General features: G+C 72.6%; 22 protein-coding genes. 14 read left to right on the forward strand and 8 right to left on the reverse strand.

The window, feature by feature from the left end; translation table 11 throughout:
* Window positions 1-44: 44 nt before the first annotated feature.
* Together mihF and ACFWYW_RS51495 are read right to left on the reverse strand one after the other, a co-directional pair.
* Window positions 45-350 (reverse strand): integration host factor, actinobacterial type, encoded by a 306-nt coding sequence (gene mihF / locus ACFWYW_RS51490; protein ID WP_184962109.1) that lies wholly within the window; start codon window positions 348-350, stop codon window positions 45-47.
* A gap of 95 nt (window positions 351-445) precedes the next feature.
* Window positions 446-850 (reverse strand): heme-binding protein, encoded by a 405-nt coding sequence (locus ACFWYW_RS51495; protein ID WP_379617145.1) that lies wholly within the window; start codon window positions 848-850, stop codon window positions 446-448.
* 195 nt (window positions 851-1,045) lie between these two features.
* Between ACFWYW_RS51495 and ACFWYW_RS51500 the strand changes: the two genes are divergently transcribed.
* Window positions 1,046-1,588: a PadR family transcriptional regulator gene (locus ACFWYW_RS51500; protein ID WP_379617147.1), complete on the forward strand. Its 543-nt coding sequence runs from the start codon at window positions 1,046-1,048 to the stop codon at window positions 1,586-1,588.
* Complete coding sequence (locus ACFWYW_RS51505; protein ID WP_379617149.1) at window positions 1,585-2,415, forward strand: alpha/beta fold hydrolase; 831 nt, start codon at window positions 1,585-1,587, stop codon at window positions 2,413-2,415. The genes ACFWYW_RS51500 and ACFWYW_RS51505 overlap by 4 nt, the downstream gene beginning before the upstream one ends.
* Here the strand turns inward: ACFWYW_RS51505 and ACFWYW_RS51510 are convergent.
* Window positions 2,384-3,586 (reverse strand): ROK family protein, encoded by a 1,203-nt coding sequence (locus ACFWYW_RS51510; RefSeq protein WP_379617151.1) that lies wholly within the window; start codon window positions 3,584-3,586, stop codon window positions 2,384-2,386. The genes ACFWYW_RS51505 and ACFWYW_RS51510 overlap by 32 nt on opposite strands.
* A 52-nt stretch (window positions 3,587-3,638) precedes the next feature.
* Here ACFWYW_RS51510 and ACFWYW_RS51515 point away from each other — a divergent pair, with 52 nt between their 5' ends.
* From ACFWYW_RS51515 to rbsK, 10 genes are all read left to right on the forward strand, one after another.
* Window positions 3,639-4,859: an MFS transporter gene (locus ACFWYW_RS51515; protein ID WP_379617269.1), complete on the forward strand. Its 1,221-nt coding sequence runs from the start codon at window positions 3,639-3,641 to the stop codon at window positions 4,857-4,859.
* A 752-nt stretch (window positions 4,860-5,611) separates the two neighbouring features.
* Window positions 5,612-6,715: a LacI family DNA-binding transcriptional regulator gene (locus ACFWYW_RS51520; protein ID WP_379617153.1), complete on the forward strand. Its 1,104-nt coding sequence runs from the start codon at window positions 5,612-5,614 to the stop codon at window positions 6,713-6,715.
* Window positions 6,712-7,626, forward strand: coding sequence for a carbohydrate ABC transporter permease (locus tag ACFWYW_RS51525; RefSeq protein ID WP_379617155.1), 915 nt, complete (start codon window positions 6,712-6,714; stop codon window positions 7,624-7,626). The genes ACFWYW_RS51520 and ACFWYW_RS51525 overlap by 4 nt, the downstream gene beginning before the upstream one ends.
* The gene (locus ACFWYW_RS51530; RefSeq protein WP_379617157.1) at window positions 7,623-8,441 is read left to right on the forward strand and encodes a carbohydrate ABC transporter permease; all 819 of its coding nucleotides are present in this window, start codon (window positions 7,623-7,625) and stop codon (window positions 8,439-8,441) included. Before ACFWYW_RS51525 ends, ACFWYW_RS51530 begins: the two co-directional genes overlap by 4 nt.
* A 9-nt stretch (window positions 8,442-8,450) precedes the next feature.
* Window positions 8,451-9,767: an ABC transporter substrate-binding protein gene (locus ACFWYW_RS51535; protein WP_379617159.1), complete on the forward strand. Its 1,317-nt coding sequence runs from the start codon at window positions 8,451-8,453 to the stop codon at window positions 9,765-9,767.
* Window positions 9,764-10,759: an ADP-ribosylglycohydrolase family protein gene (locus ACFWYW_RS51540; RefSeq protein WP_379617161.1), complete on the forward strand. Its 996-nt coding sequence runs from the start codon at window positions 9,764-9,766 to the stop codon at window positions 10,757-10,759. The genes ACFWYW_RS51535 and ACFWYW_RS51540 overlap by 4 nt, the downstream gene beginning before the upstream one ends.
* A gap of 6 nt (window positions 10,760-10,765) precedes the next feature.
* Window positions 10,766-11,734 (forward strand): ADP-ribosylglycohydrolase family protein, encoded by a 969-nt coding sequence (locus ACFWYW_RS51545; RefSeq protein ID WP_379617163.1) that lies wholly within the window; start codon window positions 10,766-10,768, stop codon window positions 11,732-11,734.
* Window positions 11,731-12,870, forward strand: a complete 1,140-nt coding sequence (locus tag ACFWYW_RS51550; protein ID WP_379641337.1) for an ADP-ribosylglycohydrolase family protein — start codon at window positions 11,731-11,733, stop codon at window positions 12,868-12,870. The genes ACFWYW_RS51545 and ACFWYW_RS51550 overlap by 4 nt, the downstream gene beginning before the upstream one ends.
* On the forward strand, window positions 12,867-14,210 hold the full coding sequence (locus tag ACFWYW_RS51555; protein WP_379617167.1) for an ADP-ribosylglycohydrolase family protein: 1,344 nt from the start codon (window positions 12,867-12,869) through the stop codon (window positions 14,208-14,210). Before ACFWYW_RS51550 ends, ACFWYW_RS51555 begins: the two co-directional genes overlap by 4 nt.
* The gene (rbsK, locus tag ACFWYW_RS51560; RefSeq protein WP_379617169.1) at window positions 14,207-15,094 is read left to right on the forward strand and encodes a ribokinase; all 888 of its coding nucleotides are present in this window, start codon (window positions 14,207-14,209) and stop codon (window positions 15,092-15,094) included. Before ACFWYW_RS51555 ends, rbsK begins: the two co-directional genes overlap by 4 nt.
* 5 nt (window positions 15,095-15,099) lie before the next feature.
* Here the strand turns inward: rbsK and ACFWYW_RS51565 are convergent, their stop codons facing one another.
* On the reverse strand, window positions 15,100-16,026 hold the full coding sequence (locus ACFWYW_RS51565) for an alpha/beta hydrolase family protein (protein ID WP_379617171.1): 927 nt from the start codon (window positions 16,024-16,026) through the stop codon (window positions 15,100-15,102).
* Window positions 16,027-16,126: 100 nt separating this feature from the next.
* Between ACFWYW_RS51565 and ACFWYW_RS51570 the strand changes: the two genes are divergently transcribed.
* The gene (locus ACFWYW_RS51570; protein WP_379617173.1) at window positions 16,127-16,654 is read left to right on the forward strand and encodes a helix-turn-helix domain-containing protein; all 528 of its coding nucleotides are present in this window, start codon (window positions 16,127-16,129) and stop codon (window positions 16,652-16,654) included.
* Window positions 16,655-16,666: 12 nt separating this feature from the next.
* Here the strand turns inward: ACFWYW_RS51570 and pyrF are convergent, their stop codons facing one another.
* On the reverse strand, window positions 16,667-17,473 hold the full coding sequence (gene pyrF, locus ACFWYW_RS51575) for an orotidine-5'-phosphate decarboxylase (protein ID WP_379617175.1): 807 nt from the start codon (window positions 17,471-17,473) through the stop codon (window positions 16,667-16,669).
* 134 nt (window positions 17,474-17,607) lie between these two features.
* Here pyrF and ACFWYW_RS51580 point away from each other — a divergent pair, with 134 nt between their 5' ends.
* Complete coding sequence (locus tag ACFWYW_RS51580) at window positions 17,608-18,078, forward strand: DUF2283 domain-containing protein (RefSeq protein WP_379617177.1); 471 nt, start codon at window positions 17,608-17,610, stop codon at window positions 18,076-18,078.
* A gap of 10 nt (window positions 18,079-18,088) precedes the next feature.
* Here ACFWYW_RS51580 and ACFWYW_RS51585 read toward each other — a convergent pair whose 3' ends face one another.
* From ACFWYW_RS51585 to ACFWYW_RS51595, 3 genes are all read right to left on the reverse strand, one after another.
* On the reverse strand, window positions 18,089-19,177 hold the full coding sequence (locus ACFWYW_RS51585; protein ID WP_379617179.1) for an alpha/beta hydrolase: 1,089 nt from the start codon (window positions 19,175-19,177) through the stop codon (window positions 18,089-18,091).
* Between the two features lie 18 nt (window positions 19,178-19,195).
* The gene (locus ACFWYW_RS51590; RefSeq protein ID WP_379617181.1) at window positions 19,196-19,588 is read right to left on the reverse strand and encodes a hypothetical protein; all 393 of its coding nucleotides are present in this window, start codon (window positions 19,586-19,588) and stop codon (window positions 19,196-19,198) included.
* Between the two features lie 108 nt (window positions 19,589-19,696).
* On the reverse strand, window positions 19,697-20,491 hold the full coding sequence (locus ACFWYW_RS51595; RefSeq protein ID WP_379617183.1) for a Cof-type HAD-IIB family hydrolase: 795 nt from the start codon (window positions 20,489-20,491) through the stop codon (window positions 19,697-19,699).
* Between the last annotated feature and the right edge of the window lie 115 nt (window positions 20,492-20,606).

Here is a 20,606-nt window from a genome sequence, read left to right on the forward strand (position 1 = left end):
CCGGTCCGCGCGGCAGGGCGAGCGGACCCTGGCGGCTCGGCTGTCTAGCCGAGCGCGTCGACCAGCTTCTTGCGCTGCTGGGCGCCCAGGCCGCCGAGGCGGCGCTTCTCGTCGACGCCCGCCTCCTCCATCAGCGCCGTCGCCTTGGCCGGGCCGACGCCCTTGACCGCGCGAAGGGCCTGGGAGACCTTGATCTTCTTGGCGATGTCGTCGTCACGCTCCAGCAGCTGAGCGAACGACAGCTCACCGGCCTTGACCTTGGCGAGCAGGGCGGTGCGGGCGGCGCGAGCCTCCGCTGCCTTCTCCAGCGCTGCCTTGCGCTGCTCAGGGGTAAGGGTAGGAAGTGCCATCGGATTTCTCTCCTCGGGGATTTACGGACTGTTACCCGTAGTGCAGTGGCTAATCATGGCGGATACCAGGGGTTCGTGTTGCGGAAAGTGGCCGCTCAGCCCGTCCGCCAGACTTCGGCGGCGGCTTCGGCGCATGCCACGTCCTGCGCGACCGTCCCTCCGCTGACCCCTATCCCGCCGACCACGCGTTCTTCCTCACCGTAGTCCGCCCACAGGGGTATGCCACCTCCGAAACAGATGAATCGGTCCCCGGCCAGCCCGAAAAGCTCGCCTCCCGGCGCCGTCAGCGGGGCGAGCTGCGCGGTGGACATGCGATGGGCGACCGAGGTGTACGCCTTCCCGGGCGCAAGCACGGGACCTGCGATCTCAGCGCCTTCCATACGCTGAAACGTCACCAGGTTCCCGCCCGCGTCGACCACCGCGACCGACACCCGGGCCCCTTCCCGCCCCGCCTGCTTCAACGCCGCCTCACACATGCGTAATGCGATCTCCAGGTTCACGCGACTCTCCCCAAGTCCCGAAATCTCCAGATCCATGTGTACGGCTCGCGCCGACCTCCACGCAAGATCATCGAGCACCAGTTCGGAAGAGTGGTTCATCCCTTGTCGGTGGTTTTCATCACATCGCGATTCTCGGGCGTGTCGCGGCAGGTGATAATCACTTCCCATAGTGAAATTTTTTAGTATGGTCGTTACATGTCATTGCGCATGGCCCTGCTGACGCTCATCGCCGGAGCGCCACGGAGCGGGTACGACATCGGGCAGGAATTCGACGGCGTCCTCACGTTCGTCTGGCACGCCAAGCCGACGCAGGTCTACCCGGAGCTGAAGCGGCTGGCCGCCGAAGGGCTCATCAGGGAGCAGGCCGAGGGGTCGCGGGGGCGGCGGCCGTACGAGATCACCGAGGAGGGGACGCGGGCACTGCGGGACTGGCTCGTGACCACCTCCGCCGACCACGCGCAGCGCAACGAGACCGTGCTGCGCTCGTTCGCGCTGTGGGTCGTCTCGCCGCGGGAGGCGGCGGACTTCCTGCGTGAGGAACTGGAGTACCACCGGGCGCGGCTGCGCGGGCTGCGTGCCCTGCGCAACGGGCTCGACCTGCGGCTGGCGCAGGATCGGGCGGCCCTGCTCGGGGTGGAGGCGGGCGTGCGGCGGCTGGAGGCCATGGTGTCCTGGGCCGAATGGGCCATCGAGACCGTCTCCCACTGGCCCGCGCCGGTCGCGGAGGGGCGCTCGTGAACGGGCTCGGGTGGGCGGAGTTCGGCGATCCGGCGGGCCGGCCCGTGGTGTTCGTGCACGGGTACGCCTCGTCGCGGTGGGCCGCGGGGTGGACGCTGTCGGGCGAGCTGCTGGTCCGGGAGGGCATCCGGGTGCTCGCGCCGGACCGGCCCGGCTACGGCGGCACGCCGCCGATGCCGCGGGAACGGTGGACCGCGCGGGTGGCGGCACGGGCCGAGGAGGTGGGTCCGGTGGTGGTGGCCGGCGTCTCCATGGGCGCCTCGGCCGCCCTGCGCCTGGCCGTCGCCCGGCCCGACCTGGTGACGGGTGTGGCGCTGCTGTCGGGCATGGCCCCGGTACCCGCCACCAGGTGGTCGCCCGCCGCCAAGGCCGACGCCTTCTACTGGCGGCTGGCCCGCCGCGCGCCCTGGCTGCTGCGCCGCCTGTGCGCCGTGTCCGCCCGCGCGATGGCGTCGGCGGACGCGCGCGTCATCCCGCGTATCGAGCGCGCCCTTCCCGCCGCCGACCTGGCGGTCTTCCGCGCCCGAGCCGGTACGGCCCAGGCCGCCTTCCTGTCCGACGCCACCGAGAGCGCCAGGCAGGGCGGCGCGGCGATGGCCGACGACCTGCTCCGGCACCTGCGCCCCTGGGACATCGCCGTGGAGGAGGTGACGACCCCGGTGCGCCTGATCCATGGCGTGGACGACCCGAAGGTCCCGGTGTCGCTGGCCCGGTCCCTGGCCGCCCGCCTGCCACGCGTGGAGGCGACGTACCTGCCCGGCGGCCACTTCGCCCCCTTCGCCGATCAGGAAGCCCTTATGGCCGTGCTCGGGGGCGCCAGGTTCTGAGACCCTCCGGGGTCAGGAACGCGTCGAACACCGACTCCATCGCCCCCAGCAGCGCCCCGCTCCACCCCAGCTCCGACGGCGCCAGCTCGGGCAGCCGCTCGGCCCGGATCCTCATCAGCCCGGCCTGGAACGCCTCCGACAACGCCGCCCGTCCCTGCGTGAACAGGTCGACGCCGAGGCCGGACATGGTGACGATCTCCGGGTCGTGCGCGTTGACCAGGGCGGCGATGCCGCGGCCCAGGGCGCGCGCGCCCGCGTCGACCGCCGCGGCCGCCTCGGGGTCGCCCTTCCCCGACCTGGCCAGGATGGCCTGCGCCTGGTCGCGCCCCCTGCCGCCGCCCGCGGCCAGTCCCAGGTGGCGCAGCAGCGCGTTGGCCCCCACCTCCATGCCCCAGCACCCCCGGGCCCCGCACGGGCACGGATCGGTACGCCCGGTCAGCGGCATGTGCCCGAACTCCGCCCCCACGCCCGTCGCCCCGCCCAGCGGCCGTCCGCCGACCACCAGCACGCCGCCGAGGTCGAAGTCCACGTGCAGGTGCAGTCCCATCCGGACCCCCGCCATCCGCCCCCTGCGCGCCTCGGCCAGCGCCGCGAACGCCGTGTCGTTGCCCACGTGCAGCCGGGTGCCCGCGGGGATGCCGCAGGCCAGCCCGGCCGACGCGTCCACGGCGCGCCAGCCCAGGTGGGAGACGTCGACGAGGCGGTCGTCGCGTACCGGTCCCGGGACGGCCAGGCCGATGCCGACGGCGCGGGAGCCGTACCGCTGAAGGTGGGTGCGCAACGCTGCCGCGAGCGGACCGAACGCGCCCTCGGGCGTGCCGTCGTGCGGGCGCGCGGCGAGCGGCGTGATGCGGCCGCCGAGCTCGCCCGCGGCGATCTCCCACCCGTCCTCGCGCAGGTCGGCGGCGAGGGCGACGGGGCCGCACGGGTGCGGTCCCGGGATCTGGGTGGGGCGGCCGCGGCCGTGCTCGGCGGAGGGTTCCTCGTGCAGGAGGGAGTCCTCGCTCAGGCGGGTGACCAGGACCGACGCGGTCCCGCGGGCGAGGTCGAGGTCCTTGGTGAGCTGTGATCGGGTACGGCTCGCGCCGCAGTCGTGCACCGCGCGCAGCAGCCGCGCCCTGTTGTGCTCGCGGAGCTCGACGCTGGTTGTGGCCCCGGTCACGGTTCGCATCTCGTCATTGTGGCGGCCTCCTCGTTCTTATTATGCTCTAGGCGTGAACAAAATGGTGGCGAGGCGTGCGCGGCAGGGTGTGTTCGGACTCTTCTTTCTCAGCGGGCTCGTGGTGGGCGTGTGGGCGGCCGGGCTGCCCTCGCTCAACGACCGGCTCGACCTGGGCCCGGCCAGGCTGGGCACCGTGCTCCTGCTGATCTCCCTGGGGGCGCTGGTGTCGATGCTGGTCGCCGGGCCCGTGGTCGACCGGTGGACGAGCCGGCGGGTGTGCTGGTTCGCCGGCCCGCTGTCGGCGCTGGCCCTGCTCGCCCCCGCCGTGGCGCCGTCATACGGCCTCCTCGCGGTGGCGGCCGTGGTGTTCGGCATCGGGATCGGGGTGGTCGAGGTCGGCATCAACGCCCACTCCGTCGAGGTCGAGCGCGTGTACGGCCGGCCGATCATCTCCGCCTTCCACGGCACCTGGAGCCTGGGCGGCGCGGCGGCCGGCCTGATCACGTCGCTGGTGCTGAAGCTGGGTGTGAGCGGGCAGGCACTGCTGGTGGCCACGGCCCTGATCGTGCCCTTCCTGTACGTGCCCGCCGTGATGCGCCTGCTCCCGTCCGTGCCCTCCGACACCGCCTCCACCTCCACCGGCGCCGGTACGGCCGCCGCCCCCGGCAAGGCGGTCGGGATGCGGTGGGGGCTGATCGCGCTGCTGGGGCTGGCCGCGTTCGCCGGGCACCTGGCCGAGGGCGCGGCCATCGACTGGGCCGCCCTGCACGCCCGCTGGATCCTGGGCACGGACCCGGCGGCGGCGCCGCTGGCCTACACGATCTTCGCGGTGGCGATGACGACGGTGCGGTTGCTCGGCGACCCGATCCGGGCGCGGCTGGGCTCTGTGCTGACCATCCAGTTGGCAGGCGTGCTGGCCACGTGCGGATACGTGCTGGTGCTCTGCGCACCGCTCGTCGAGGGAGTGGCACAAGTGGTGGTCGCGTGGACGGGGTGGGCGCTGGCGGGCGTCGGACTGGCCACCGTGGTACCGGTCATCTTCAGCGCGGTGGGCGCCGCCGGCGGGCCGGTGGGCAAGGCGCTGTCCCTGGTCACCGCCTTTGGATACTCGGGCTTGCTGATCGGGCCCGCGGTGCTGGGATTCGTGGCCGAGGCCTCTTCCCTGCCGGTGGCGCTGGTGATCCCGGCAGTGCTTGCGGCGGTGGTAGCCCTGGCCGGCAGCCCCTCCATCCGAGCCCTCACCACCCGCCCCACCCCCGACCCCGTCCCCGCCCACGACTAGCTGTACTGCTGTGGGGACGTGGCGCTCGGCCGGCCGGGCCCGGCACGTGCTGCGCCGGTCCCGTCCGTGCCACATCTCGCCGTACCGGCGCAACGGGCACGGCGCCCAGCCCACCAACCCCCGGCCGTCTACCCACGCTTTGGGCGCCGGTGTGGCGAGAAGTGGCGGGGTCGTAGTCGGCGTAACGCGCAGGGCGCCCAGCCCACCGATCCCCGGCCGTCTACCCACGCTTTTGGGCGCCGGTGCGGTGAGAAGTGGCGCGGTCGTAGCCGGCGCAACGGGCACGGTGCCCAGCCCACCGATCCCCGGCCGTCTACCCACGCTTTTGGGCGCCGGTGCGGCGAGAAGTGGCGCGGCGGTAGTCGGCGCAACGCGCACGGTGCCCAGTCCACCGATCCCCGGCCGTCTACCCACGCTTTTGAGCGCCGGTGCGGCGAGAAGCCGCGCGGTCGTAGCCGGCGCAACGCGCACGGCGCCCAGCCACCCAAGCGCCGCCGCCTGGCGTCACTCCGCGCCACGGCCTTCCGGGTGGTCACGGCGGTGGCCGGGTGGTGCTGGGGAGGGGGAGGCGGGGGTGGGTTACGGAAAGTTGGGTTGGGCTACTGGTGGGGTGACAAAGGGTCAAATAGTGGCTGACCTGGTGTTATTCTATCGTGACTTGACCTCAAGGTTACATACGGGTTTCATGTGGCCAACTCAGTAAACGTTTACAGATGGCTTTCTGTCACCGTTTACCCCATGGAAGGAAAGCCTTGGCCGACGGACCCACGATCAACACGATCGCCGAGCGTGCGGGCGTCTCGATCGCCTCCGTCTCGCGGGTCCTGAACGGCCTGCCGACCCGCCAGGAAACCATCCGCAAGGTCCTGGCCGCCGCCGAGGAACTCGGGTACGTGCGCAACGCCGTGGCCCGCAGCCTCAAGTCCCGGCGCACCAACCAGGTCGCCTTCGCCATGGCCGACATCGGCAACCCGGTCTACCTGGCCATGGTCCGCCAGATCCAGCCCGTGCTCAAGGCGGCCGGCTACCGGCTCGTACTCCACTCCACCGACGCCATCGCCGCCGACGAGATCGACGTGCTGCACAGCCTCGGCGAGCGCTACGTCGACGGCCTCATCCTGAGCCCCCTGCGCGTTACGGAAGCGCACCTGGAGACGCTCAAGGCCGCCCGCGCCCCCGTCGTGATCATCGGCTCGGTTCCGGACGGCACCCGGGTCGACAACGTACGCGCCGACTCGCGCACCGGCGTCCGGCTCGCGCTCGACCACCTGCACGCGCTCGGCCGCCGCCGGATCGCGCTGGTCAACGGCCCGCTCGACACCGTGCCCGGCGCGTCCCGCGGGGCGGCCTACGCCGAGGCGCTGGAGGAGCTCGGCCTGCCGTACGACGAAGGGCTGGTCGAGATCGGCGACTTCTACCGGGCGGACGGCGCGCGGGCGGTGGCCGCCCTGCTGGCCCGGCGGCCCGACCTCGACGCGCTCATGTGCGCCAACGACCTCATCGCGCTCGGCGCGCTCGACGTGCTGCGCGCCGCGGGGCGGCGGGTGCCCGAGGACGTGGCCGTGGTCGGCATGGACGACACCGAACTGGCCGCCGCCTCCTACCCGTCGCTGACCAGCGTCTCGCTGGGCTCGGCCGAACGCGGCAAGGCCGCCGTCGATCTGCTGCTCGACCGGCTGCAGCGCGGCGACCGCGAGCCGCGCCTGGTGACGGTGCCGCCGCGCCTCGTGGTGCGCGCCTCGACCTCGGGTGAGGAGCCCGCGCTGCCGTACGACCTCACGACCCACCCACCGGGAGCCCTGGCGGGGGCGGCTCCCGGCGACAAGAGCTCGGCACAGGAGGGAGGCGCCGGATGACGGCGACCGCGACCAGACCGGCGCCACCCAAACCGCGCTCGCGGCGCGGCGGTGGCGGCTCGCGCCGCAACCGCGAGATGTGGGTGCTGATGTTGCCGGCGCTGGTGCCGGTCCTGCTGTTCAGCGTGGGACCGCTGCTGTACGGCGTGGGCCTCGCCTTCACCGACGCCCGCGCGACCAGAAACCGGGACATCAGCTTTACCGGTCTGGAAAACGTTTACGAACTGTTCGGCGACGCCGACTTCTGGTCCTCGTTCAAGATCGGCCTGATCTGGTCGGTGTCGGTGACGGTGCTGCAGTTCCTGGCCGCGCTCGGCCTGGCGCTGCTGCTCAACCAGAACCTCAGGTTCAGGGGCGTGGCCCGGGTGCTGGCCGTGGTGCCGTGGGCGATGCCGCCGGTGGTCATCGGCCTCATGTGGAAGCTCGTCTACCACCCCGACGCCGGAATCCTCAACAGCATGCTCGGCACCGACGTCAACTGGCTGGCCGACTTCTCGCTCGCGCTGCCCGCGATCATCGTGGTCGGCGTCTGGACGGGCATGCCGCAGACGACGGTGGTGCTGCTGGCGGGCCTGCAGAGCGTGCCGAAGGAACTGTACGAGGCGGTCGAGGTCGACGGCGCGGGCCGCTGGCGGCGCTTCTGGAACATCACGCTGCCGCAGCTGCGCCCGGTCATCGTGGCCATCACCTCGCTCGACTTCGTGTGGAACATCAACCAGTTCGGCCTGGTCTACGTGCTCACCGCCGGTGGACCGGGCGGTCAGACAAGGCTGCCGATGCTGTTCGCCTACGAGGAGGCGTTCCGCTACCGCTTCTTCGGCTACGCCTCCATGCTCGGCGTCGCGTTCGCGATCGTCGTGCTCGCGGTGCTCGGCCTGTACCTGTGGCGTCAGATGAAGGAGGCCAAGTGAAGCGCCTGCCGAGCTACGCGGCCCTGCTCGCCTACATCGTCTTCCTTGCCTTCCCGCTGGTCTGGCTGCTGTCGACGGCGCTGAAGACGCCGCAGGAGATGGCCCAGCTTGACCCGACGTGGATCCCGCGCGAGCCGACGCTGACCAACTTCTCCGACGCCTTCGGCGAGCAGGACCTGACCGGCGCCGCCCTGCGCAGCCTGGTCGTGGCGGTCTTCAGCAGCTTCATCACCGTGCTGATCTCGCTGCCCGCGGCGTACGCCATGGCCCGCTACCGCAGCCTGGTCAACCGGGTGGCGATCGGGTGGGTGCTGGTCAGCCAGGTCTTCCCGTTCATCCTGATCATCATCCCGTTGTTCATGGTGCTGCGTGAGCTGGAGCTGGTGAACACGCTGCCCGGCCTGGTGGTCGTGCACGTGACGTTCACGCTGCCGTTCGCGTTGTGGATGCTCCAGGGATACGTGCGGGCGGTGCCGCCGGAGCTGGAGGAGGCCGCGTCCGTGGACGGCGCCGGCCGCCTGCGCGCGCTGGTCAGCGTCGTCGCCCCGCTGCTCGCCCCCGGTGTGGTGGCGACCTTGCTCTTCTCGTTCATCTCCTCATGGAACGAGTTTCTGTTCGCGCTCGTGATCCTTCAGGACCCCGACGTGATGACCCTCCCGCTGACGCTGGTGCGCTTCACCGGCCCGGAGGGGGTGGCCAGGCTCGGCCCGCTGGCCGCGGCGTCGCTCATGGCGACGATCCCGAGCCTGATCTTCTTCGCAATCATTCAGCGGCGATTGAGGTCCGGCCTGATGGCCGGCGCCGTCAAGGGCTAGGAGGCTCATATGCGAATCAAGTCCGCTCTGGCGGCAGCGGCGCTCGTCGCTGTGGCCGCGGCCGGCTGCGGCAGCGGCGGCAGCGGTGACAAGGGCGAGGCGGCCAAGCCCGGCGAGCCGGTCAAGCTGAACTTCCTCAGCCTCGCCTGGCAGAAGGAGTCGCTCGCGGCGAACAAGGAACTCGTCGAGGAGTGGAACAAGGCCAACCCCACGATCCAGGTCACCTACGTCCAGGGTAGCTGGGACAACGTCAACGACCAGCTCGTGACCCAGTTCGCCGGCGGCACCGCCCCCGACGTCATCCACAACGACTCCCCGGCGCTGTCGGGCTTCGCCGCCGACGGCTACCTGCTCGACCTCAAGGACAAGATCCCGGCCGAGCTGAAGAGCGACATCCCGCAGGCCTCGTGGGACACCACGACGTTCGACGACGGCAAGGGCAACCAGGGCGTGTACGGCGTGCCGTTCCTGCAGGAGTCGCAGGTCATCATCGCCAACAAGAAGCTCCTCGACGAGGCCAAGGTGCGCATCCCCACCGCGGACAGCCCGTGGACGTGGGAGGAGTTCTCCGAGGCGGCCAAGAAGATGACCAAGGACGGCAACTTCGGCGTGGCCTGGCCGATGAAGTCCCCGGTCAACAAGACGCTGAACCTGGCGCTCAACTTCGGCGGCAAGTTCTTCGAGACCGGAGCCGACGGCAAGACCACCGTCAAGGTCGGCCCCGAGGAGCGCGAGGTGCTCCAGCGCATCCACGACCAGCTCTGGAAGGACAAGTCGGCCGACCCGGCGGCGCTCGGCCAGGGCACCGCCGACCCGCTGCCCGCCTTCTACAAGGGCAAGTTCGCGCTGCTGCCGGTCGGCGTCTACCTGCGTCAGCAGGTCGTCGAGCAGGCGCCGGAAGGCTTCGAGTGGGTGACGCTGCCCGGCCCGAAGGGCACCACGACCGAGCAGGGCGCAGTCTCCCAGACGCTCTCGGTCGCCCAGGACAGCAAGAACCCGGACGCGGCGCTGAAGTTCATCTCGTTCTTCCTCAACGGCAAGAACCAGGCGAAGCTCGCCAAGGGCGACTGGCTGCTGCCCACCTCGCAGGCGGCCGCCGCCGACCCGTCCATGACCACGAAGGAGAACGGCTGGGACGTGGCGACCGCGTCCGGCAAGAGCCTCGTGGTGGCGCCCTTCCTCAAGGTGAAGGGCTTCGACGAGTGGAAGAGCAAGGTGGCCACGCCGGTGCTCCAGCAGTACTTCGCCAACAAGATCAGCCTCGACGAGGCGGCGAACAAGCTGGTCGCCGACGGCAACTCGGTGCTGGAGCGGTACCAGAAGTGAACCATCGCGACAGGGCCCGCGGGTGTCTGCTCGGCCTCGCGGCCGGCGACGCCCTCGGGGCCCCTGCGGAGAACATGACCCCCGAGCAGATCACCGCCCGGTGGGGCCGGCTCACGGAGATCGAGGGCGGCGGCACCGACGACACCGAGTACGCCATCTTCGCCGCCTCCCTGCTGCTGCGCCACGGGCACGCGCTCACCCCGGCCGACGTGGCCGCCGCCTACCGCTCCGAGATCATCCCGCTGGTGACCGGGCCGATGCGCGGGGCCGGGTTCTCCGAGCTGGGAACGGTGCAGGCGCTGCGGCGCGGTCTTGAGCCGCCGCTGACCGGCCGCGTGCACGCGCACGGCTGGTCGGACGGGCTGGCCATGCGGGCGGCGCCGTACGGGATCTTCTGCCCGGGAGATCCCGCCGAGGCGGCGCGGCTGGTCGAGCAGGACGGGCTGGTGAGCGGCGACGGCGAGGGCATACTCGGCGGCCGCGCGGTCGCCGGCGCGGTGGCCGCGGCGATGGCGGGCGCGCGGCCGCGGGAGGTCGCGGACGCCGCGCTCGCGGTGATCCCCGCCGACTCGTGGACGGCCCGCGCGATCGTGCGGGTCCGCGACGTCCTGGGCGACATCTCCGGTACGGCAGGCCAAGGCACGGCAGGTGACGGCATTCCCGGCGATCTCGGTCGCCGGTTGCACGAGGCCGTCGTGGTCCGGCACTACCCCTGGACCGACGTCGCCCCGGAGGCCGTCGCCCTGGCGCTGGCCGCGTTCCTGGCCGGCGAGGGCGACGTCGAGGCCTCGGTGACCTTCGGCGTCGGCCTGGGCAGGGACGCCGACACGATCGGCGCCATCGCCGGAGCCATGTCCGGCGCCTTCCAGGGCGAGGCGGGTGTACCCAGGCGCTGGGCCGAGCGCATCGGCCCCGCCACCGGGAAATGCCTGCCCGTCGTCAAGGGCAGACACGTGCTGGACGTCGCCGACGACCTGGCGAAAGGACGCTGAACATCGATGTCGGGGGACAGGATCAGGGGAGCCTTCATCGGGCTCGCCGTGGGAGACGCCGCCGGGTGGCCCGCCGCGCGCCACAGGTCGGCGCTGCACGCGCCGTGGAGCAGGCGGCTGCACCGGGAGCTCGACCTCTTCGCCGAGGAGCACCGGATCACGACACTGCCGGTGCCGTTCGCGCTGAACCAGCCGACCGCGCCGCTGGCGCTCGGCCCGTCGGACGACGCCGAATGGCTGGCGTGGACCGTTCTCACGCTGCGCCGCCCGCGGGCCGAGGCGTTTCGCGAGCTGGCCGGCCGGGAGGACGTCCGGGCCCGGATCTCGGTGGCGAGCGCGCTGGACAACCTGGCCAAGGGCGTCGAACCGCCCGCCAGCGGCCACGACAACCCGCACTTCTTCGACGACGCCGCCGCGATCAGGGCGGTGGCCTTCGGCGCGGCCGGGCTCGACCCGGCCGAGGACGCGCGGGTGACCAACGCCGGTGACGGCGTTCTCGGCGCCCAGGCGGTCGCGGCGGCGATCGGGGCCGCGGTCGGTGGCGCGCCGGTCTCGGAAGCGATCGAGGCGGCGCTGGCCGTCCTGCCGGAGGACACCGCGATCGGGCACAACGCGCGGCTGGCCGTACAGGCCGGGAGGAAGGCGGGCGAGGCGTTCGGCGCGGTGCCCGCGCTGGACGCGGCGCTGCTCGATCACGTCTACAGCTACGCGGTGGGCGCGGCGCAGACCGTGCCGATCGCGCTCGCGCTGGCCGAGGCGTCGGGCGGCGCCGTCGGACCGGCCGTGTCCGCGGCGGCGTGCCTGGCCGCCACCGCGGACTCCGCGCCCGCGCTCGCGGGCGCGATCACCGGAGCGTGCGGGGGGTACGGCTCGATCCCGGAGGGGTGGATCGCGCCGGTTCGCACGCTGGCCGGTTGCTGCTTGCCAGAACTGGCGGGCAGGGATCTCCTGGAACTCACGGAAGGACTGACATGACGCCGCTTGAGGACAAAGCCGCTGGCTGCGTGGCGGGGGCCGCGGTGGGTGACGCTCTGGGCGGCGCCACGGAAGGCTGGACTCCCGAGCAGATCACCACCAGGTACGGCGGGCCGGTCGAGGGCATCGTGCCGCCGTACAACGAGGACTGGCGCAACGCCCGCCCGATCGCCCCGTATCACAAGGGCGACGGCCACATCACCGACGACACCCTGATGACGCACGCGCTGATCCGCGTGTACGAGAAGGCCGGCCGCCACCTCGACGCGTACGCGATGGCCGAGCACTTCGTGCCGGAACTGATGGGCGAGCGTGTGTGGATCCCCGAACTGGAGGCCGAGGCGCTGCCGCTGCAGCGGATCTTCCTGGCCGAGAAGTGGATCGTGGCCCGCCTGCACTACGGCCACGCCGACCCGCGCGAGGCCGGTGTGGGCAACATCGTGAACTGCGGCGCCGCCATGTACGTCGCCCCGGTCGGCGTCGTCAACGCCGGCGACCCGGACGCAGCCTACGCCGAGGCGATCGACCTGACCGGCGCCCACCAGTCCAGCTACGGCCGCGAGGCGGCCGGAATCATGGCCGCCGCGGTCGCCGAGGCCATGCGGCCGGGCGCCACCGTGGACAGCGTGATCGCCACCTCGATCCGCCTGGCCAAGGACGGCACCCGCGCCGCCATCGAGGCCGTGTGCGGCGCCGCGGTGGATCTCGGGCACTGGGACGGCTCGTTCGAGAGGCTGCGCGCCGCCATGCGGCCCTACGACACCGTCGCCGACACCTACCGTGACCAGGGACTCGGGGCGCGCCGGCCGAGCCGGGTGCACAGCATCGAGGAACTGCCGCTGGCGCTGGCCTTCCTGGTGATCGCCAAGGGCGACTTCAGGGAGACCGTGCTCGGCGGGGTGAACTACGGGCGCGACGCCGACTCGATCGCCTCCATGGGCGGGGCGATCGCGGGCGCGCTCGGCGGGCTCGACAGCGTGCCCGCCGCGTGGGTCGAGGCGGTCGGTACGGCCACCCGTACCGACATCGTGACGCCGGGGCGGGCGATCGCCCGGGTGGCCAAGCGCGTCCACACCGCCGACCTGGCCCGCAGGCGCGCCCACGAGGACGCCTTCGCCGAGCTGGCGGGCGAATGATCCGCCTCACCTGGATACAGCCGGAGGACCTGATCGGGCACGAGCTCCGGCAGGCCGGGGAGGACGGGCGGGCCGCCGCCCACCCCGCCCAGCTCGCCCGCATCACCGGCGAGTGGCACGCGGCGGGCGGGCACGACGCCCCGCCGCGCGCCGGCGCCTCCGAGCCGCAGGCTGCGCGGCTGCGCGGGCTGGCCGGTGAGCTGATGGACCGGCTCGCCGCTCTCACCTCACCGCTGGAGGAGCCCGGCGAGCTGACCGACATCATCGCCGCCTGCCCCGCCTGGCCCGCACCGCGGCCCGCGGAACCCGACCCGGCGCGCCTGCTGGCCGCCTGGCAGGGCCGGGCCGCCGGGTGCGTGCTCGGCAAGCCGGTGGAGAAGATCCCGCGCGCGGGCATCAGGGAGATCGCCGAGGCCACGGGGAACTGGCCGATCCGGGGCTGGTTCACCGCGAAGGGCCTGCCCGCCGAGGTGGCCGGCCGGTGGCCGTGGAACCGGCGCAGCGCCGTCAACTCGCTGGCCGAGAACATCGACGGCATCCCCGAGGACGACGACCTCAACTACCCGCTGCTCGCGCTCACCGTCCTGGAGCGGCACGGCCACGGGTTCACCACCGACGACGTGGCCAAACTGTGGCTGGACGAGCTGCCCGCCGGCCGTACCTTCACCGCCGAGCGCGTCGCCTACCGCAACCTGCTCGACGGCCTGGAACCTCCGGACACCGCGACCCACCGCAACCCGTTCCGCGAGTGGATCGGCGCCTTCATCAGGGCCGACGTCTACGGATGGGTGAACCCGGGCGACCCGGCGTCGGCCGCGATCCACGCCTACCGCGACGCCCGCCTGACCCACACCGCCAACGGGCTCTACGGCGCGATGTTCGTCGCCGCCATGTGCGCCCGCGCCCTGGTGAGCACGGACGCCGAAGACGTCGTGGAGACGGGCCTGTCCGTCGTGCCCGCCCGCTCCCGCCTGCATCACGCGGTACGGCAGGCCGTCGAGGCGGCCCGCTCGGCCGGCGACTTCGAGCAGGTCGTGGACGGCCTGTACGAGCGGCACGGCGGCCTGCACTGGGTGCACACGATCAACAACGCCGCCCTGACCGCCGCCGCCCTGGTCCACAGCCGCGGCGACTTCACCCGGGCCATCGCCGGGGCCGTCGCCGGCGGCTGGGACACTGACTCGGCCGGCGCCACCGTCGGCTCGATCGCCGGTGCGCTGGCCGGCCGGGTGCCCGAGCAGTGGCTCATGCGGGACCGCCTGTCCACCAGCCTCACCGGCTTCGATGGAGTGGGGCTGGCAGAGCTGGCCCGCCGTACCCAGGAGATGATGAAGGCATGATCTCGGTCTTCGGCAGCGCGAACATGGACCTGGTCGCGTATGTGGCGCAGGCTCCCAGAACCGGGGAGACCATCACCGGGCGTGCCTTCCGTACGATTCCCGGTGGCAAGGGGGCCAACCAGGCCATCGCCGCGGCGCGGGCGGGTGGCCGGGTGGCGTTCCTGGGGGCGGTGGGCGACGACGGGTTCGGGGCCGAGATGCGGGCCACGCTCGCCGAGGCCGGGGTGGATGTCAGGGGGCTGCGGCAGGTGCCCGGTTCCAGCGGCATCGCGCACATCGTGGTCGATGACGACGGGGGCAACTCGATCATCGTGGTCCCCGGCGCCAACGGCACCGTCAGCGCGCCCTCGGGGGACGATCTCGCCGTGATCGCCGCCTCGCGGGCGTTGCTGCTGCAGCTCGAACTGCCCATGGAGGCGGTCATCGGGGCCGCCGAGGCGGCGCAGGTGTCCGGTGCGCCGGTCATCCTCACCCCGGCGCCCGCCCGGCCGCTGCCGGACGAACTGCTGGACGCCGTGACCCTGATCGTCCCGAACGAGCACGAGGCCGCCGCCATTACCGGCGCCTCCGGGGCCGATGAGGCGCTCGACGCGCTTCTGAAGCGGGTGCCCGAGGCGGTGATCACGCTCGGGGCGGCCGGGGCGCTGTACGGCTCGCGCTCCGGTGAGCGGCTGCGGGTGGCGGCGGTGCCGGTGAAGGCGGTGGACACCACGGCGGCGGGGGACACGTTCGTGGGGGCGCTGGCGGTGGCTCGGGGGGAGGGGCTGGATCCGGCGCGGGCGCTGCGGTTCGCGTCGGCGGCGGCCGCACTGTCGGTGCAGCGGGAGGGGGCCAGTACCTCGATGCCGGCCCGTGCCGAGATCGACGCCTTCCTGCGCGGCTGAAGCCCTCAGGGGTGGGGGGAGCGGGTCGTCAGGCCGGCGGCGATCCAGGCCGACACCTCCTCGACGAGGCCGGGGTCGACGGGCTTGGCGTACTGCCTGCCGTACGTGCTCTGTGAGGCGGGGCCGGGGTCGCGGCGCAGCAGGTGCGTGAGGTCGGGCAGGCGGCGGACCTCGGCGGGGCCCGGGACCACTTCGGCGAGTACGTCGAGGTCGTCGGGGCTGACCTGCACGTCCTTGGCCCCCGTGACGGCCAGCAGGGGCACGCGGACCTCGGCGAGGTCCTTCTTGGGGTCGTAGGTGAGGAACTCGCGCATCGACCGCGCGGGGATCTTGAAGCCGTACAGCCGCGCCACGTCGCCCTTCGTGGCCTTGATCCTGGCCGACAGCTTGGCGGCCAGGCCGCGCATCGTGCGCTGCCCGAGCAGCAGCGCGACGAGCCGTATCGGCCAGGACAGGCCCTCGGCGTCCTTGAGCCCGGCGAACCACAGCAGCGTCTCCTCGCCGGTCATGGTGTGGCCGGAGATCATCACCACCGCCGCGGCGCCCTCGTGCGCGCCGAGCGCCGCGGCGTGCAGCGCGCCCTCGCTGTAGCCGATGGCGCCGACGGCGCCGATCTCCGGGAGCTTGGCGAGCTCGCGCAGGGCCGCGGCGGCGTCGGCGCGGTGCTGGTAGAAGCCGGTCGCCTGCCAGTCGCCCGGGGTCGCGCCGACGCCGCGGCGGTCGTAGCGGTAGGAGGCGACGCCCTTGGCGGCCAGGGCGGCCGCGAGCGGGCCGCCCAGTTCGACGCGGCCCTTGCCGAGGTTGCCGTCGCGGTCGAGCTTGCCCGGCATGAGCAGGAGGACGGCGGGGTGCGGGCCGTCGCCGTCCGGCAGGGTCAGCGTGCCGGACAGGGACAGGCCGCCGTCGATGGTCAGGTTCAGGTCTCGGTACATGGGTACTCCCGGTCTTCACGATATGTCGCATTTACGTTATCGCTCGATGCGAACGTTCGCAATAGTTGAGAATAGTCGCACGACATGAAACCATAGATCCGTGGACGCCTTGGAACTCTTCGCCCATCCGGTACGGCTGCGCGTCATTCACGCCATGGCCGGGCAGCGGACCCTGACCACCGCCCAGCTCTGCGAGGTCATCCCGGACGTGTCGAAGGCGACCGTGTACCGGCACGTCGGCGTCCTGGCCGACGCCGGAATCCTGGAGGTCGACGGGGAGGAGCGGGTGCGGGGCGCGGTGGAACGCCGCTACCGGCTGCGCCGCGAGCACGCCGCCGTCGAGCCGGAGGCGATGGCCGCGCTGTCACCCGAGGAGCACCGCCGCGTCTTCGCCGCCGCCGTCGCCACGCTGCTCGCGGAGTTCGGCGCCTACGTCGAGCGAGACAACGCCGATCCCATCGCCGACGCGGTCGGATACCGGCAGCATGCCGTGTGGCTCGATCCGGCGGAGCTGGAGCAGGTGATCGCCGGTGTGCGGGCCGCCCTGGTTCCCCACCTGGGCAACGAGTCGGCGCCCGGACGGCGCCGCTACCTCATCAGCCCGATCCAGTTTCCGCTGGAGGACTGAGGGGCCCGCCCGTCAGGAGGCCAGGTGGTGGGCGCAGTCGTCGCGGTAGCGCAGGGTGATCTCGCGGATCCTGGCCGGGTTCTCCGTCGCCGCGCGCGACACCGAGGGGATGACGGCCTGCCGTACCCCGGCGAACAGGCGCGCGAGGTCGGACGGAGAGGCGCCCTGGGCGCCCAGGCCCGGTGCGAGGACGGGGCCGTTCAGGCGGGAGAGGTCGAAGCCGGCGTCGGCGACCGTGGCGCCGACCACCACGCCGATCGAGCCCAGCGGGGTCGCGCCCTGGTTCAGGCCGGTCACCGCGTCGTAGATCTGGCCGGCCACGCGTGACTGCAGCCGCTCGGCCTGCGGGTTGGAGGTGCGGGCCAGAATGAACAGGCCGGCGTCGTTGGTGTGGGCCTGCCGGATCGCGGGGGCCAGGGAGGCCAGGCCCAGGTACGGGCTGACCGTCAGGGCGTCGGCGGCCAGGGGGCTGCCGGGGTCGAGGTAGGCCTCGGCGTACGCGATCATGGTGGACTCCACGTCGCCGCGCTTCGCGTCCAGGATGACCAGCGGGCCGGCGGCGCGCAGGTCGCGGACCGTGCGCTCCAGCACCGCCACGCCGCGGCTGCCCCAGCGCTCGTAGAACGCCGACTGCGGCTTGACCACCGCGGCGACGTCGGAGATCTCCTCCACGACCGTGCGGCTGAACTTCTCCAGGCCCGCGGGTGAGTCGTCCAGGCCCCAGGCGAGCAGCTGCGCGGGGCTCGGGTCGATGCCGACGCACAGAGGTCCGTATTTATCCAGTCTGGAGCGCAGGCGCGCCCCGAACGTCTCTTCCATCACAGTGACCCCCCTTACGCGCCGCAGCCTAACTGGTTCGCGGCGCGGGCAGAACGGAATAGACGACCACGGTATGAGTCGGGGGGTACGGACCCGGCCGGATGCGGGGGCCCGCTCGTGGGTAGGTCGCAGGCATGTACGAGATCGCCAGCCGCACACTCACCCTGCGCACCATGCCGCCCAGGGAGGTGACGATCACGGTCGGCCTGCCGTACGAGGAGCCGACGGGGGAGTGGTCGTGCCCCTACCGGATCGACGGCCTGGACGGATGGGAACACGAGCGCAAGGTCACCGAGGCGGACGCGGTGAAGGTCGTGGAGATGGTGCTCGGGGTCCTGCGTACGGCGGTGGCCAACTCGCCGGAGGGCCGCGAGGGCCTGCTGTCGTGGGACGAGGAACCGTCCGGCCCGAGGACCGTCTACCTGAGGATGGACCACGAGGTCAACGCGGCGTACATCGCGATGAAGCGGGAGATCGCCCCGGGCGAGGCGGTACGGCAGGCGGTCGCGGACGACGTGGTCCTGGACTTCGGCGAGTCGGGCGAGCTGCTGGGCGTGGAACTCCTGAACGCCGACACCGCCCTGCCCTCCGAGATGCGCGCCTGACGCCCCGGTCTCAGCGCAGGGCGTTGGCCATGGCCACGGCGGTGGTGCGCCAGATGGGGGTGGCGGGGTCGATGACCGCGAAGTGGTCGCCGGACATCTCCAGGTACGTGAGGTCGTCGCCGGACTCCTTGGCGGCTCTGGCATAGCGGCGGCTGAAGTCGACCAGGTCCAGGTCGTCGCCCGAGCCTTGGACCACCAGCTGGCGTACCTTCAGGGGGAGCCTGGCCAGGGGGCTGGCCTCGCCGTACACCTGGGTGTCCGGACCCAGGGCGGAGGCCACCGCGCCCGAGCTCAGCCACCGGCGCCCGGCCTCCACGAGGTCCAGGACGCCCGCCAGGGAGACGGCCAGCGCCACCCGCGCGCCGTCGGCCGCCGCACGCAGTGCCAGCTGGGCGCCGGCCGAGTGCCCGGCCACCGCGACCCGGCTCAGGTCCAGCGCCGGCTCCGCGGCACCGGCCAGGGCGTCGACGCCCGCCGCCACGTCCGCGGTCGTGGCCCGCCAGCCGTGGAGGTCGGGGCGGCGGTACTCCAGGTTCCACACCGCGAACCCGCGCCCGACCAGGTCGGCGGCGAGCGGCTCCATCAGGTCGGCGGCCCAGATCGACCGCCAGTAGCCCCCGTGCACCAGCACGATCACCGGCAGGCCGCCGGAGGACACGGCGGCGGTGGGCGATCCGGTGGTGGGTGCTTCGGCGGGCGGGAGGTAGAGGTCGGCCCACTGGTCGGGGTGGGGGCCGTAGGGGATGCGGCGGGCGCTGTGGCGGGTGCGGTGCACGGCGTGCCTGATCGCCCAGGCCAGGCCGTCCACGCCGCGTCCGTGCAGGTGGCGGGCGTCCTTGCCGGGACTCACCCGGTCGTCGCGGGTGAGGTCCAGCCAGACGACCGGGCCCACCGGCTCGCTCATGAGGGCCCGCGCCGCCGGGTCCGGTCCCGGGAGGATCACCGGGATGCCGCCGTCGGGGCGCAGTTCGCCGACGGTGCGGGCGTACCTGATGTGGCCCTTCACCCCCAGGGCCGCGAACTCGCGTTCGGCGACCTCCGACAGAAGGGTGGGATCGGCGACGACCCCCGGCCCCACGACCACGCGCACGTCACTCACGAGTCCGACAGTACTTGTTCACATACGCGACATGCGAGGGCTGAACGCCCATACCGCCAGCCACACGCTGAGCCCGAAAATCGCCAGCGCCAGCGGCACGTGCACCGCCGTGGCGCCCGACCCGCCGGTCATCGACTGCGCGAACCCCAGCAGCAGGATTCCCACCCCCACCAGCGCCGGCCAGCCCGCGCCGCGTCCCGGCTTCCACGCGAGCACCCCGGTGATCGCCACCAGCAGCCCCGCGACGTGCACGGCGCCGGCGCCCATGCCGTGCGCGGCGGTACCGGAGCCGCTGAGCAGCTGGCCGGCCGTGACCCCCTGGGCCAGGACCGCGAGCGCGTTGAGGACGATGGCGACCTTGAAGGCGGCCCTGAGCCCGCCGCGCTCCTTGACGACCTGCTGGGTGACCACGGGGTTCTCCTTCGATCTCGGCTGAGACCGCCAGCCTCGCGGGTCCCGCGCCGCCCGGCATCCGCCCGGTGTCGCGATCGTCCGTACTACAGATGGGGTACGCGGGGCTCAGCCGTACAGGCGTTCCAGGACGGCGGCGACACCGTCCTCGTCGTTGGACAGGGTGCGGCGCCCGATCGACTCCAGGAGGAGGGGGTGGGCGTTGCCCATCGCGTAGCCGTGGCCGGCGTAGGCGAGGACGGCCAGGTCGTTCGGCATGTCGCCGAAGGCCACCACGTCGGCGGCGTCCACGCCGCGGGCCCGGCACACGCGGGCCAGGGCGGCCGCCTTGTCGACGCCGGTGGCGCTGATCTCCAGCAGGCTCCGGCCGCCGGAGTGGGTGACGGTGACCTGGTCCTGTACCGCGGCCACGGCCAGGCTCGCCAGCTCGTCCACCGGGTGACCGGCCGCCCAGGCCAGCAGCTTGGCCACCGGCTCACCCGCCTCGCAGACGGAGGGGACGTCGCGGTAGAAGTCGAGGTCTTCGGCGATACGCCGGGAGTAGCCGGGTTCGCACAGGACGCCGTGCCCCGTCTCCGCGGCGAACACGATACCCGGCACGCTCTCCGCCAGCGCGGCCATGATCTTGCGGAGGATGGCCGGGTCGAGGTCGACGCGTTCGGTGATGGTACGGCCGGCCAGGTCGTAGACGATCGCGCCGTTGCTGCAGACCGCCGTCCCCGCCACCCCGGCCAGGGCCGCCACCCGCTCCGCGCCGCGTGGTGGGCGGGCGGTCACGAACACGATCTCGGCGCCGGCCCGCTCGGCCAGGCGCAGGGCCGCTCGGGTGCGGGGGGTGAGGGAGCCGGTGGAGTCCAGGAGGGTGCCGTCAAGGTCGGTGGCCACGAGGCGAGGAGGAGTCACCTGCCCAAGTATCACCAACCCACCCAAACAGCCACCAACCACCAAGCATCACAACTCCGCCCCCACCCTCCGCCCAGCGGCCCCCTCGCCCCCGGAGGTCCGCCCCCGGAGGTCC

It is taken from the genome of Nonomuraea sp. NPDC059023 (assembly GCF_042740095.1).
In the GTDB taxonomy this organism is placed as follows: domain Bacteria; phylum Actinomycetota; class Actinomycetes; order Streptosporangiales; family Streptosporangiaceae; genus Nonomuraea.